At 36.5% G+C, this 13840-nt stretch carries 11 protein-coding genes, 1 tRNA gene and 1 pseudogene; 10 read left to right on the top strand and 3 right to left on the bottom strand.

Annotation, left to right across the window (positions count from 1 at the left end; genetic code table 11):
• Window positions 1-155, top strand: a pseudogene (locus HNQ37_RS08635) (IS30 family transposase); the annotation flags it as partial.
• Between the two features lie 161 nt (window positions 156-316).
• Window positions 317-1441, top strand: a complete 1125-nt coding sequence (locus HNQ37_RS00755; protein WP_183538321.1) for a hydroxymethylglutaryl-CoA synthase — start codon at window positions 317-319, stop codon at window positions 1439-1441.
• 40 nt (window positions 1442-1481) lie between these two features.
• Here the strand turns inward: HNQ37_RS00755 and HNQ37_RS00750 are convergent, their stop codons facing one another.
• On the bottom strand, window positions 1482-2312 hold the full coding sequence (locus HNQ37_RS00750; protein ID WP_183538319.1) for a putative RNA methyltransferase: 831 nt from the start codon (window positions 2310-2312) through the stop codon (window positions 1482-1484).
• Window positions 2313-2334: 22 nt separating this feature from the next.
• On the opposite strand from HNQ37_RS00750, the gene HNQ37_RS00745 reads away from it, so the two are divergent.
• Complete coding sequence (locus tag HNQ37_RS00745; RefSeq protein WP_183538317.1) at window positions 2335-2955, top strand: copper homeostasis protein CutC; 621 nt, start codon at window positions 2335-2337, stop codon at window positions 2953-2955.
• Window positions 2956-3025: 70 nt separating this feature from the next.
• Window positions 3026-4765, top strand: coding sequence for a septation ring formation regulator EzrA (locus tag HNQ37_RS00740; protein WP_183538315.1), 1740 nt, complete (start codon window positions 3026-3028; stop codon window positions 4763-4765).
• Between the two features lie 73 nt (window positions 4766-4838).
• Here HNQ37_RS00740 and HNQ37_RS00735 read toward each other — a convergent pair.
• A tRNA-Thr gene (locus HNQ37_RS00735) sits at window positions 4839-4910 on the bottom strand.
• Window positions 4911-5100: 190 nt separating this feature from the next.
• Here HNQ37_RS00735 and radA point away from each other — a divergent pair.
• The 4 genes from radA to HNQ37_RS00715 all read left to right on the top strand — a co-directional run bounded on the left by radA (window position 5101) and on the right by HNQ37_RS00715 (window position 11239).
• The gene (gene radA, locus HNQ37_RS00730; RefSeq protein ID WP_183538313.1) at window positions 5101-6471 is read left to right on the top strand and encodes a DNA repair protein RadA; all 1371 of its coding nucleotides are present in this window, start codon (window positions 5101-5103) and stop codon (window positions 6469-6471) included.
• Window positions 6472-6597: 126 nt separating this feature from the next.
• Window positions 6598-7659 carry a PIN/TRAM domain-containing protein gene (locus HNQ37_RS00725; RefSeq protein ID WP_183538311.1) on the top strand — a complete coding sequence of 354 codons (1062 nt, stop codon included), beginning with the start codon at window positions 6598-6600 and terminating at the stop codon, window positions 7657-7659.
• 399 nt (window positions 7660-8058) lie between these two features.
• The gene (ppk1, locus tag HNQ37_RS00720) at window positions 8059-10161 is read left to right on the top strand and encodes a polyphosphate kinase 1 (protein WP_183538309.1); all 2103 of its coding nucleotides are present in this window, start codon (window positions 8059-8061) and stop codon (window positions 10159-10161) included.
• Between the two features lie 10 nt (window positions 10162-10171).
• Window positions 10172-11239, top strand: a complete 1068-nt coding sequence (locus HNQ37_RS00715; protein ID WP_183538307.1) for a 6-phosphofructokinase — start codon at window positions 10172-10174, stop codon at window positions 11237-11239.
• Window positions 11240-11278: 39 nt separating this feature from the next.
• Here HNQ37_RS00715 and HNQ37_RS00710 read toward each other — a convergent pair whose 3' ends face one another.
• On the bottom strand, window positions 11279-11557 hold the full coding sequence (locus HNQ37_RS00710; RefSeq protein WP_246415527.1) for a bacteriocin immunity family protein: 279 nt from the start codon (window positions 11555-11557) through the stop codon (window positions 11279-11281).
• Window positions 11558-11605: 48 nt separating this feature from the next.
• Between HNQ37_RS00710 and msrA the strand changes: the two genes are divergently transcribed.
• Window positions 11606-12160, top strand: a complete 555-nt coding sequence (gene msrA / locus HNQ37_RS00705; RefSeq protein WP_183538303.1) for a peptide-methionine (S)-S-oxide reductase MsrA — start codon at window positions 11606-11608, stop codon at window positions 12158-12160.
• 137 nt (window positions 12161-12297) lie between these two features.
• On the top strand, window positions 12298-13746 hold the full coding sequence (gltX, locus tag HNQ37_RS00700; protein ID WP_183538301.1) for a glutamate--tRNA ligase: 1449 nt from the start codon (window positions 12298-12300) through the stop codon (window positions 13744-13746).
• Window positions 13747-13840 lie beyond the last annotated feature (94 nt).

The following is a 13840-nucleotide window of genomic DNA, read 5'->3' as shown; positions in this document are numbered from 1 at the left end:
ATGAGAATCATAACCGCATGATCCGACGCTTCTTACCCAAAGGAACGAAGCAAACAACAGCTTCAGCAGTTGCTAAAATTGAGACTTGGATGAATTGTTATCCAAGAAAAATGTTCAAGTATCAGACACCATTTCAGATGTATCGGGGTGGCTAAATTAAATTTGCAATTTGCCATTTTTTTTCATTATAAAGAAAGAAATAGTATTTTTTACATAAATAATAAATGGCTTTTAAAAGATAGAAAGAGTTAAGGCTTAATTACGAAAATTAATTAGTTTGTAAATGGTCTTTAACAAAATTTGTTATAATATCTTCATGAATATTGGTATTGATAAAATGAGTTTTTACGTTCCCCCTTATTATGTTGATATGACAGATCTTGCCCATGCTCGAGATCAAGAGCCAGATAAGTTTCATATCGGGATTGGTCAGGATGAGCAGGCTGTTTCGCCCGCAAATATTGATATTATCACTATGGCAGCAAATGCTGCAGATAAAATTTTGACTGCCGAGGATCGGGCTTCTATTGATATGGTGATTGTTGGAACAGAATCTTCAGTTGATGAGTCAAAGGCTTCTGCAGTTGTACTTCATCATCTTTTGGGTATCCAGCCTTTTGCGCGTGCATTTGAAATAAAAGAAGCCTGTTATGGTGCAACCGCAGCTCTGATCATGGCAAAACATCATATTGCGATGAGTCCAGGTGATGACCATAAGGTTTTAGTTATCGCTTCAGATATTGCACGCTATGGTTTGAATACTGGAGGTGAGCCAACACAAGGAGCTGGAGCAGTTGCAATGTTAGTTACTGAAAACCCAAGTATTTTGGTCTTAGAAGATGATTCAGTCGCTCTGACGCAAGACATTTATGATTTTTGGCGAATTACTGGTGATGAATTTCCAACAGTTGAAGGCAAACTTTCTAACGAAACATACATAAATGCATTTGCTAAAGTTTGGACTGAATATAAAAATCGAACTGGTCTGGATTTTTCTGATTTTAAAGCCTTGACCTTCCATACGCCTTACACAAAAATGGGCAAGAAAGCACTTCTTCCACAGACTGATGACAAACATCTTCTTGAAGAGTTTGAGCGAGCAATTGTTTATAACCGTAGAGTGGGTAATCTTTATACTGGGTCACTTTTTCTTAACTTAATTAGCCTTTTGGAAAATGCAACAGACCTAGAATCGGGTGATAAAATTGGTTTGTTCAGCTATGGATCGGGATCAGTCGCAGAGTTCTTTTCAGCTCAACTTGTAAATGGCTTTGAAAATCATTTACTGAAAAACTTCCATGAAAATATGCTTGATAATCGTAAAGCTTTAACTATTTTTGAGTATGAAAAAATGTTTAATTCTACTGAAATTCTTGAATCAGATATCAAATTTGCTCTACACGATGTGACAGATAAAGTGCGTCACTATAACAACGCCTAACAAATAATCAGGTGGGCGTACACAATTGTCACCTATCTGATTATTTTTTTGTATTATTCGTGATAAGAACTTGCAAATGAATTGTAGCGGTATGAGGGGGATTCTTTTTGATTCTCTCTTTCAAATCTCCTGAAACAGACCATTCTAATGGACTCATGTCTAAAAAGTCTTCGCTCAATTTTTCAGGAATTTTAAATTCATAATAAATTTCTTTTTGTAAAAAATTAGGAAATTCTTTTGCAAAACGTGAAAGAACCGCAGAATTGTTGTGATAGTAAGCTAAGCCATATGCTTCCCTTAATTCTTGCAAGTAAAATTTTCCGGGGATTACTTTTATTAGCCGCCCATCGGTCTGCAACACTCTTTTAAATTCTGAGTAATTTGAGGGGGTCAAGATATTTAAAATTGTAGATGTTGATTCGTCGGCGTAAGGAAGATTTGTTAGATCAGCTAAAGACAAGAAACAGTTCATATCAAATTCAGTAGCCATTTCAATTCCATCTTTTGCAATATCAAAACCGAATTTTGGGCCATCGAAAACAAGTTGATTCAGAAAACTTCCCTCCCCTGTTCCTACATCAAGGAGAGAATTGCCTAATAAAAACCTTTGTATGAGTGATGTTAATCCTCTATACATGCCTCCTTGAATCAAGCGACGACGTGGTTCAAACATTTTACGGGTGTAATGTTCCGTGTCGGCTGGGGTTGATAAAAAATTAACGGTTCCTTTTTTACTAAGATTATAAGTGTGATGGTTTTTGCAAATCAAGGCATTATTATCCAAAGAAAAGCTGCTATGGCAAATCGGACAACGTAGCTTTGTCACATATTTATCAAGAAGAAGTCGTGATTTTTCAATCTTTTTTAACATATTTATATGATACAATAAATGCATGTTAATAAGAGAATTCTGTGCCGAAAACTTCACTGACATTCCGCGTGTGGCACAAGCGGGAGTAGAGCGAATAGAACTTTGTGATAATTTAGCAATAGGTGGAACGACACCTTCTTATGGTGTCATTGCTCAAACGGCTGATTATTTAAAAGAATATCAAACCTTGCTAGCAGTTATGATTCGCCCGCGTAGTGGTGATTTTGTTTACAATTCACATGAGTTGAAAATTATGGAGACGGACATTCTTAAAGCGGTTGAGGCAGGTGCTCAAACGCTTGTCTTTGGAGCACTTACCGATGACAATGAAATTGATACAGAAGCGATGAATACATTAGTGATTGCTTCGCAAGGGGTGCCTGTTACTTTCCATATGGCTTTTGATGCTTTGAAAGATCCTTTTTCAGCAATTGACCTCTTAGCAGATGCTGGAATTGAGAAAATTCTAACTCATGGGAGTTTGTTAACAAAGGCTGTTAATACTAAGAAAACTGCTGAATATGTAAATTATGCAAATGGTCGCCTAGACTTTATAATTGGCGGGGGAGTAACCGCTGAAAATAAAGAAGAATTAGCCAAAGCTGCGGGGACAAACTTTGTTCACGGTACAAAAATTATCTAATTTCAGCCAGAATAATTTTATGCTATAATAAAGAGAATATTTGTAATTCCCACAGAGAAAGAATTTTTAAATGTCAACCACTATAATTGTTGTTCTTGTTGTAATATTTGTCGTCATTGTCGGTGTTTATGTTTTTTCAATGCTGATGCGTCGTCGAACTGAAAGTCAAATTATTGCGCTTGAAGAGCGTAAGGAAGAGCTTTTTGATTTGCCAATTCAGGAAGAATTTGACAAAGTTAAAGCAATGCATTTGGTGGGGGCATCTCAAAAGGTTTACCGTGAGTGGCATCAAAAATGGGTAGATTTATCACAAAATTCTTTTGCTGAACTTGAAAATTCTATTTTTGAAGCAGAGCAATTGAATGACAGCTTCCGCTGGGGTAAAGCAAAAGACTCTGCGCTTGAAGCTGAAAGTTTGATTCAAATGATGGAAGTTGATGCAGATTCTATCCGTAAAGGTTTATCAGAATTGATGGAGCAAGAACGGTACAATTCAACAAAAATCCAAGATGCGCTTGACATGTATGACAAGTTACGTAATCATATTGCTGATAACGCAGAACACTATGGTTCAACCATTGGAATGATTGAAGAATCATTGGGGAATATTGAAACTGAATTTAATCAATTCGTTGAATTAAATTCAAAGGGAGATCCAGTTGAAGCGGCTGAAATCTTGGAAATTGCTGAGGAGCATACCATTGCTTTAAATAATATTACTGACCGTATTCCTGAAATTATTAAGCTAGTTGATGATGAATACGAAAAGCAATTGACTGAACTTGAAGAAAATTATAAAGACTTTACAGAAAAGAATTATAAATTCCCTGAGACTTTCAACCTTGAGCTATCAATCAAAAATGTGCGTAGTCGTCTGAAAGAAACCAAGGAAAATCTGGAACGATTCGAGTTGGATCGTGCAGAAAGTTTGTTAACTGAGATTAAGTCACAAATTGATGGACTTTACGAAATATTGTCGAAAGAATATAATGGCCGTCGTCAATTTGAAAAGAATGCTCCAATCCTTAAAGATTATATTGAGCATACACGTGAAAATAATCGGGCCTTACTTCTTGAAATTGATCACGCTTTACAGAGTTACCTTTTACCTGATAATGAAAAAGCTTCTGTTCGAGCTTTTGGACTACGTTTGGATGACTTAGAAATTGAAGCAACGGATATCATAAAATTAAAAGATATGCCAGTTCAAGAGCAACCATATTCAATGAATAATCGTCGGGTCAATGCGGTCATTTCAGCACTTCAAGAGATTGAACAAAATCAAGTCCAAATCAATAATAAAATTGCTGGACTTTCATCTGCTGAAAAATCTGCTCGTGATACTGCTCAAGAGTTTGATACGAGGGTCCGTATGATCAAGCGCTTTGTAGAAAAGCGTAATCTCCCCGGTCTTCCGACTGCTTATTTAGATCTCTTTTTTACAGTATCGAATCAAATTGAAAAACTTTTCAAAGAGATGGATAAGATTCGTATCAATATGGATCAAATTAAGCACATGATAGATTTATCAAAAGAACAGCTTGATCGATTGATGAATGAAACAGATAAGTTGATTGATAATGCTTCATTGGCAGAGCAACTGATGCAATATGCGAATCGTTTTAAGTCTTCGAATGCTACTGTGGCTGAAGCAATGCAACGTTCATTGACATTATTTGAACGTGAACGCGATTATACCGCTTCATTTAATACAATCTCCGCAGCTATTGAAACAGTTGATCCAGGTGCAACTGACCGTATCGTAAATGTATATGAAAATACAAAGTCAGCCCCGGAATATCGCATTTGATTTTTAAAAGAAAAACCGCCAATTGACGGTTTTTCTTTTAAAAAAAACCAACTTACTAAGTTGGACAAATATATGCCGAAAAGAAGGATTGAACTTCCGACCCCTTCCTTACCATGGAAGTGCTCTACCACTGAGCTATTTCGGCAAAAAAATTACTCTCTTATTTTAACAAATATAAATTTCATGTCAATAATTTGATGTTTTGACATGAACTGCCTTTGCAATCTATGTTGATAGTTGATAAGTGGATTTTAAACATTCAAAAAGAGTAAATGCACGATACTATTTAAATATTTCGCGTATAGTATAATAGAATAAGTAATTAAAAGGAAAATATGTCAAAAATAAAATCTACTTTTGTTTGTCAAAACTGCGGCTACAAGTCTCCTAAAGAACTTGGACGTTGTCCTCACTGTGGAGAATGGGCCTCATTCATTGAGGAGGTTGAGGTTAAAGAAGTTGTCCATTCACGTAAAACCTTAACCGGAGAGAAATCACATCCAATTAAACTGGGGGAGGTCAATAGGGAAGATGTTCCAAGAGTTCTCACAGATATTGAGGAGTTTAATAGAGTTTTGGGTGGCGGGGTAGTTCCTGGTTCTTTAATATTAATTGGGGGAGACCCAGGAATTGGTAAATCTACGTTGCTCTTGCAAGTGTCTGCCCAATTAGCAAATAAAGGAAATGTTCTTTATGTCTCGGGTGAAGAATCTGCGCAGCAAATTAAACTTAGAGCAGAACGTTTGACCGAAAAGGATGTTGATTTCTATGTTTATGCAGAAACCAATATGGCATCAGTACGGAACGAAATTGAAAAACTAAAGCCTAACTTTTTAATTATTGATTCAATTCAAACGATAATGTCTCCTGACATTGAATCAACTCAAGGCTCAGTAAGTCAGGTTCGTCAAGTTACTAATGAACTTATGCAGATTGCTAAAATGAATAACATTGCTATTTTTATTGTGGGTCACGTAACTAAAGAAGGTACCTTAGCTGGGCCAAGAACATTAGAACATATGGTAGATACGGTCCTTTATTTTGAAGGTGAGAGTCAGAATTCATTTAGAATTCTTCGGGCTGTAAAAAATCGCTTTGGCTCCACCAATGAGATTGGAATTTTTGAAATGCAAACCAGTGGTTTACACCAAGTTCTTAATCCGTCTGAGGTTTTTCTCAGTGAACGTTTGGAAGGTGCAACAGGTTCCGCCATTGTAGCTGCACTGGAAGGAACACGTCCAATATTGGTTGAAGTACAAGCGCTTACTACTCCAACGCTCTTTGGAAATGCCAAGAGAACGGTATCGGGTGTTGACTATAACAGAGTAGGTTTGATTCTAGCTGTTCTTGAAAAAAGAGCAGGTTTAATGATGCAAAATCAGGATGCTTTCCTGAAGTCAGCTGGAGGGGTGAAAATTGATGAACCGGCAATCGATTTGGCTATTGCGGTTGCAATTGCTTCTAGTTATAAAGAAGAACCAACAAGGCCTAGAGAAGCTTTTATAGGTGAAATTGGGTTGACGGGTGAAATCAGAAGAGTTGTTCGGATGGAACAACGTATCTTAGAAGCGTCCAAACTTGGATTTGAGAAAATTTATGTTCCAAAATCTTCACTTGAAAATCTTGAATTGGTTCAAGGTATTGAAGTTGTAGGAGTGGAGACTATTTCAGAAGTTTTAAGCTTGGTTTTCAAAAAATTAGGTTAAATTTACTTTAAATTAATCTTAATTTAAAGTAAATTTAATATTGATGTAATTGTGAAAACGCAACCAAGGTGCTATAATTGACCTACAAAGCTTTCATAATATTTCAGAAAAGAGGATTAAATTTCCATGAGACGTATCATTTTATACGTCCTCGCAGTAATTATTGGAGCTTACATTGGTATTACAGCACTCCCTTCACTTTGGAGTTTGTTTACAAAAGCTGACAGTTGGTGGAATCAGGTTTGGGCAAATGGAATTATTGGTGCAATTATTTTTATTGTTATTATTACATTCCTGATGAATTTCATTATACGTGGCTTAGATAAGTTTGATAACAGCATTGCAGGACTTAACCTTACTAAGGGGATTTTTCGTGTTTCAGGTATCATTATTGGTCTATTGATTGGCGTTTTACTATCAATTCCTATCACAATGCTTCACATTCCAATTTTGTCAAATATCCTAGCAACTCTAGTGATAATTTTTATTGGTTATGTTGGTTATTCTATTTTTAGTCGTCGTGGTGAGGATGTTGTTCGTACTCTTTTTCGTCAAGGGAAAAGGATCAATGAGTCAACCAAGACGACTTCAGTAGCCAAGGCGAAACTATTAGATACTAGTGTGATTATTGATGGTCGTGTTTTTGACATTATCAAGACAGGTTTTTTGGGTGAAAATATCGTTATTCCAAACTTTGTTTTGCTTGAACTTCAAGCATTGTCAGATTCAAGTGATAGCTTGAAGCGGGCCAAAGGACGTCGTGGCCTAGATTTTGTTAACGAGCTTCGTCAAGGAAATGATGCTGTAATAAAGATTTCTGATAAAGATTATAAGGACTTGAAGGAAGTAGATACAAAACTCCTTCGTTTTGCAACTGAAACTCGAGCTGAGTTAGTTACAAATGATTATAACTTAAATAAATTAGCTGAAATTCAAGGCGTCAAAGTTTTGAATATAAATAATTTGGCTAATGCAGTGAAGCAGCAGGTTATGGTGGCTGAGGAGTTAATTGTTCTTATTGTAAAGGAAGGAAGTGAACGCCATCAAGGAATCGGTTACCTTCCTGATGGAACAATGGTTGTAGTTGAGGATAGTGATAAATTAATTGGAAAAGCTGTTAATGCAACAGTGACAAAAGTTTTACAGACAAGTGCTGGTCGCATGATTTTTGCAGATATCAAGAAGTGAGCTCATAAAAAAATAAGGTTGAGAAATTGAACCAGAATTCATAATAGTTTAGTATTTAGTGATTCTGGCCAAACTTCCACCTTTTTTTTAAGGTTTTTATTGAATATTAAAAGCTTTACATAACTTTTCATTATTTTTTTATCGGCTTCGGCTACGCTTGTTTTAATATATCAAACAAATTTAACAGATAATTGGATATTAAGCTTTATTGTCTCCGAAACGATTGCTTATGGAGTTCTTGTATTACATTTAGTTCAACAGTAGCTAAATTTAGAAAATAAAAATACCGGGTAACTAAATAAATCTATGATTAAGTTTAGGCAAGAACTTACTTTTTATATCATAATTTATGTTAAAATTTAGCAAATAAAATAGTTAGAAATTTCAGAAAGTAATAACATGCAAAATACACAAGATGCACAAGATGCTAATGTTGACGCTTTCACGAATCGTGAACTAAGCTGGTTGCAATTTAATGAACGCGTGTTGGAAGAAGCTGAAAGTCCTTCAATTCCGACTTTTGAGCGCTTAAGGTTTTTGTCGATCTTTATGGGCAATCTAGATGAATTTTTCCGTGTTCGTGTCGGGATGTTGGGAGATCAACTTTTGCTTGATGATGATTGGAAAGATAATCAAACAAAGATGACGGTCAATCAACAGCTTAACTATGTATTCCGTGCGACACGACGATTGATTAAACGGTTTAACGAAACTTACCAACAAGTTAATAAAGAGATAAGGAAGTATGGGGTAATTCACATTGAATCAACAGATAAGCTTGAAAAAAAAGATGAGGAATACCTCCGTCGCATATTTAAGTTTAAAATTGCACCTTTGATAACACCGTTTATTGTTGAGAAAAAGCACCCAATGCCATTCTTTGAGAATGATCAAATAATTGTTGGCTGTACCTTAATCACGAAAAATGGAAACAACCGTTTCGGTTTTCTTCCAGTCCCTAATCCTAATAAGGTAGAGCGCATTATTTGCCTTCCAAGTAACCCTGGTAAATTTATTCTGGTTGAAGAACTGATTTTATTTTATGCAGACCGTGTTTTCCATAAGTTTACAATAGAAGATAAAATGATTTTTTCAGTCGTGAGAAATGCTGATATTGATGAGGATGATGGCCTTTACGATTACGATCCTAACTTTTCAGATACCATGGCAAAAATTGTTGAAGTAAGAAACTTACGTGCACCAATCATGATAAAATATCAGGCCAACGATGCTGTACCAAAGTTGATTAACTACCTGGCCCGGAGCAACTATCTTTTTAAGCGTCAGTTCTTTGAATACTTGACACCTTTAGAGTTTAATTATATTTCGGAACTTGAACCGTTGTTTGATAAAAAAATGAAACCAAAACTTTATTTCCCAATTCGCAAACCTGTAAAGAGTTTGGGGCTTGATGAAAATGGCGATTTGATTAATCAAATTTCATCTAAAGATGTCCTGGTTTCCTATCCTTTTGAAAGTATTTCAGGGATGGTTAATCTCTTACACCAAGCTGCTAAAGATGAACGGGTGACTGAAATTTCAATGACCCTTTATCGTGCCTCGAAGCATTCTAAAATTGTAGAAAGTTTAATCAAAGCCAGTAAATTAGGTAAAAAAGTTACTTGTATAGTTGAACTGCGTGCCCGTTTTGATGAGGAAAACAATATTGAACTTTCTGATCAGTTATCAAAAGCTGGTGTAAATGTTCTCTATGGGTTACCAGGTTACAAGGTTCACTCAAAACTTTTATTAATTGAGCTTTCAAATAACCAAAAAATTGCTTTAATTGGCACAGGCAATTTCAATGAAACAACAGCTCGTTTTTATACTGATGTCGCTCTAATGACAGCAAATGCTGATATTGCTAGTGAAGTTAAACAAGTCTTTATAAATATCCAGGCGGAAAGCTTTGTTCAACAAGCAGAGCATCTCTTGGTCTCACCACTACTGATGAAACAAAGACTTATAGAGTTGATTGATGAAGAAATTGAAAAGGCCAAATCAGGCTTATCTGCTCGTATTGTTATGAAGATGAACTCATTAACGGAAAAAGATCTGATGAAGAAGTTCATAGAGGCTTCTCAGGAAGGGGTAAAGATTGAACTCATCGTTCGGGGTATCTGTTGTTTGATTCCTGGAGTTCCTGGAAAAACTGAAAATATAAAGATCCGCTCAATTGTTGGCCGTTATTTAGAACACTCAAGAATTTTTGTTTTCGGTGCCAAAGAAGAAAGCCGTAAATACTATATCTCATCTGCTGACATCATGACACGAAACTTAACTGGCCGGGTTGAAGTGGCAACTCCAATATATGACAAAGACGCTCGTAAAAAACTAGCTTGGATATTAAAAACATGTTTAGCAGATAATGTTAATGCAAGTGAGCAGAATAGCAAAGGCAAGTATAAACATGTTAAAGCAGGAAAAGTGGCGATTGATTCGCAAAGCGTTCTTGCCGAAATGGGACCAAAATCTGAAAAAGAAGCTAAGCCCAAGAAATAGGAAGAAAAAAATGCGAAAAATAGGAATTTTGACAAGCGGAGGAGACTGCGCAGGATTAAATCCAGCTATTTATGCTTTGGCTCGTAGTTTATACACCCGACTAGACGAAGTTGAATTAATTGGAATCTATGATGGCTATACTGGACTTATTGATCTAAATTTCAAAAAGTTAGAACTAAGAGATTTTGATGATCTGCTTGATAAAGGAGGAACTTTTCTTCGGTCAATCCGTCAATCATTCAAAACAATTGATGTAAAGAATGACAAGGGCTACTCTAAGGCTGATCGTATGGTTGAAAATTATAAGGCGCTGAAGCTCGATGCATTGGTAACTTTAGGAGGAAATGGGACACACAAAGTAGCCAACCTTCTCTCACAAAGAGGATTGAATATTGTGGCATTGCCTAAGACGATTGATAATGATATTTTTGGTACTGAAGAAACTTTTGGCTACCAAACAGCCATTCAACGTGGAGTTGAATACATCGAGGTTTTGAAAACAACGGCGGCCTCGCATTCACGCATCTTCCTTGTGGAAATCATGGGAAATAAAGTAGGATGGCTTCCGCTTGAGACTGGGGTGGCTTCAGGCTCAGATGTTATCCTGCTCCCAGAAATCCCTTACGATATTAAGAAGGTAGCAGGTGCCATCAAGAAAACCCTGAAGATAAGAAATTATGCGATTGTAACTGTGGCAGAAGGTGCCTTTTCTAAAGGTGAGTCACGTAAATTTAAAGAACGAGTTCTTGAAAGAAAAGCAGCTGGGTACAATTTTGTTTCTGATAAATTGGCGGCTGAACTTGCTAAGATAATACCAGAAGAAATGAGAACGGCAGTGCCAGGGCATTTTCTTCGTGGTGGCGCACCAAATGCTTATGATATTAACTATACGATGCAACTAGGTGATTATGCTGCTAAGTTGATTGAAAATGAGGTTTATGGTGTGACGGTTGCAAAAATTGAAGGAGACATACATCATAATCTCTTGAGCGAGGTTGCCGGTGTGGCTAAACCTGTTACTGAAGAAAATCGCTTGATGAAGGCGGCTCGTAACGTAGGGATTAGTTTTGGCGATTAATTTAAATAAACAAAAATTCAGCCCAAAGCTGAATTTTGTTTATTTCTTTCCAGTGAAACTCTCAAGCACTCCGCCCAATCCAGGGGAAAATAGACTATCTGATGTAATCTTCTCATAAAATTCAGCAGCTTTTGGAGTAAGGTTAGAACGGATGGCAAGAGGGCGGAAATGTATCTCAACATCCGTAATCTCAGCCTTAACTGGTTTCCCTGCCTCAATATTTCTCAAAGCGCACATGAGCTGAGAACGCTCCCAATCACGAATATTTCGATCAAGAACTAAGTTATAAAGTAGATTTATAATTTCTAATTTTTTCATTTGAGCCATTATAACACGGGTTTTCTATCAATTTGTTATAATTTGTTTATGAATGAAAAAGCAATTTTTGCAGGTGGATGTTTCTGGTGTATGGTAGAACCATTTGAAACACGCCCAGGAATTATAAGTGTTTTAAGTGGCTTTACAGGTGGCGATAAGGAATTTCCGACCTATGATGAGGTTAGTGGTCATTGGACAGGTCATGTTGAAGCAGTTCAAATCGAATTTGATAATGAAATTGTGTCTTATTCAGACTTACTAGAACTATACTGGCAATTGATTGATCCAACAGATGCGAACGGACAATTTTATGACCGAGGAGATTCTTATCGCCCTGTTATTTTTGTCTCAAGTTCAGAACAAGCAGCCTTGGCTGAGAAGAGTAAAAAAGCCCTCCAAGCTTCTGGAAGATTTGGCACCTTGGAAATTATTGTGCCAATTAAAGAGGCTACTACTTTTTGGCCAGCTGAAGAATACCATCAGGATTTCTATAAAAAGAATCCTGTTCGATATGCTGCAGTTCATAAAATCCGAGAAAAGTTTGCCAAAAAGGTTTGGCCGGAATTTAACAAAAAATCTAAAAGCCTTTTTTGGAAAAAGTAATATTTTCAGCAGTTGGCTTATACAAAAAATGAACCTTCTAAGTGATGCAGTATCAAAAATACGTAACCTGTTCGGTTGTGGAAGATGATTAAAATTTGTGATAGAATGAAAAGGATTGAAAAACTAAGGAAGTAATAATGACCGATAAAATTCGCGTCCGTTATGCGCCAAGCCCGACAGGACTTCTGCACATCGGTAACGCACGAACAGCACTTTTTAATTATCTATTTGCTCGCCATTTTGGTGGAACCTTCATTATCCGTATTGAAGATACAGATCGCAAACGTCACGTTGAAGATGGTGAACGTTCACAACTTGATAACCTGCGTTGGTTAGGTATGGATTGGGATGAGTCACCAGAAACTCACGAGATGTATCGTCAATCTGAGCGTCTTGATATTTATCATCAATATATTGACCAACTTTTGGCAGAAGACAAAGCTTATTATAGTTATATGACTCAAGAGGAATTGGAAGCGATCCATGAACGTCAGGAAGCTCTAAAGATTGCCCCTCACTATGAATATGAATACAAAGGCATGAGCGATGATGAGGTTAAGTCTTATCAAGAAAAGCGCAAATCACTTGGAATTATTCCAACTGTCCGTGTCCGCGTGAATGATTCTGCTGTTTATGAGTGGGATGATATTGTTAAAGGTAAGACAAGTTTTGAAGGCTCAAATCTTGGCGGTGATTGGGTTATTCAAAAAGCAGATGGATACCCTACCTATAATTTTGCTGTAGTAGTAGATGATCATTTGATGGATATCACGCACGTTTTACGTGGAGATGATCATATTGCCAATACACCAAAACAATTAGGTATCTATGAAGCATTTGGCTGGAAAGTACCACGTTTCGCCCATATGACTTTGATTATCAATACAGAGACGGGCAAAAAGCTCTCAAAGCGCGATACAAATACGCTTCAGTTTATTGAAGATTACCGTTTAAAGGGCTATTTGCCTGAAGCTATCTTTAATTTTATTGCCTTCCTTGGCTGGAATCCTGGAGGTGAGGAAGAAATCTTTAGTTTAGATGAATTGGTAAAATTATTCGATCCAGAACGTTTATCAAAAGCACCTGCTTCATTTGATCAAAAGAAACTTGACTGGCTAGACGGAGAATATATTAAGAAATCTGAGCTTAGCGATGTCGTTGCTCTTTGCAAGCCATTCCTTGAAGCTGCAAATCGTTTTGATGAGCATGCCGAAGCATTGGTTAAACTTTATCAACCGCAACTTAAGTTTGCTGAAGAGATTATTCAGTTGACAAATTTCTTCTATGAAGGTTACCCAGAACTTGGAGAGGCTGAAAAAGCAGTCATGTCTGAAGAAACAGCTATGATAGCTGTGAAGTCTTTTTATAAGCACATTTCAGTTATGAGTGAAGTCGATTTTAAGGCGGATAATATTATGCCTTTGTTTAAAGAAGTTCAAAATGAAACTGGAATTAAGGGTAAATTACTTTGGATGCCAATTCGAGTTGCCACAACGGGATACACACATGGTCCACAACTTCATGAAGCTCTTGAAATTCTTGGCCGTGACGAAGTAATCAAACGTCTTGAGAATACACTCAAATAAATAATTAAAATAAGCAAGAGTCAAGATTGACTCTTGCTTATTATTTTCAAAGAAATTCAAACAAAAGGAAAAGTTTTCTACTCAAAAGACAAAA

It is taken from the genome of Lactovum miscens (assembly GCF_014202895.1).
GTDB lineage: Bacteria > Bacillota > Bacilli > Lactobacillales > Streptococcaceae > Lactovum > Lactovum miscens.
This window is presented reverse-complemented; position numbering and strand designations above follow the sequence as displayed.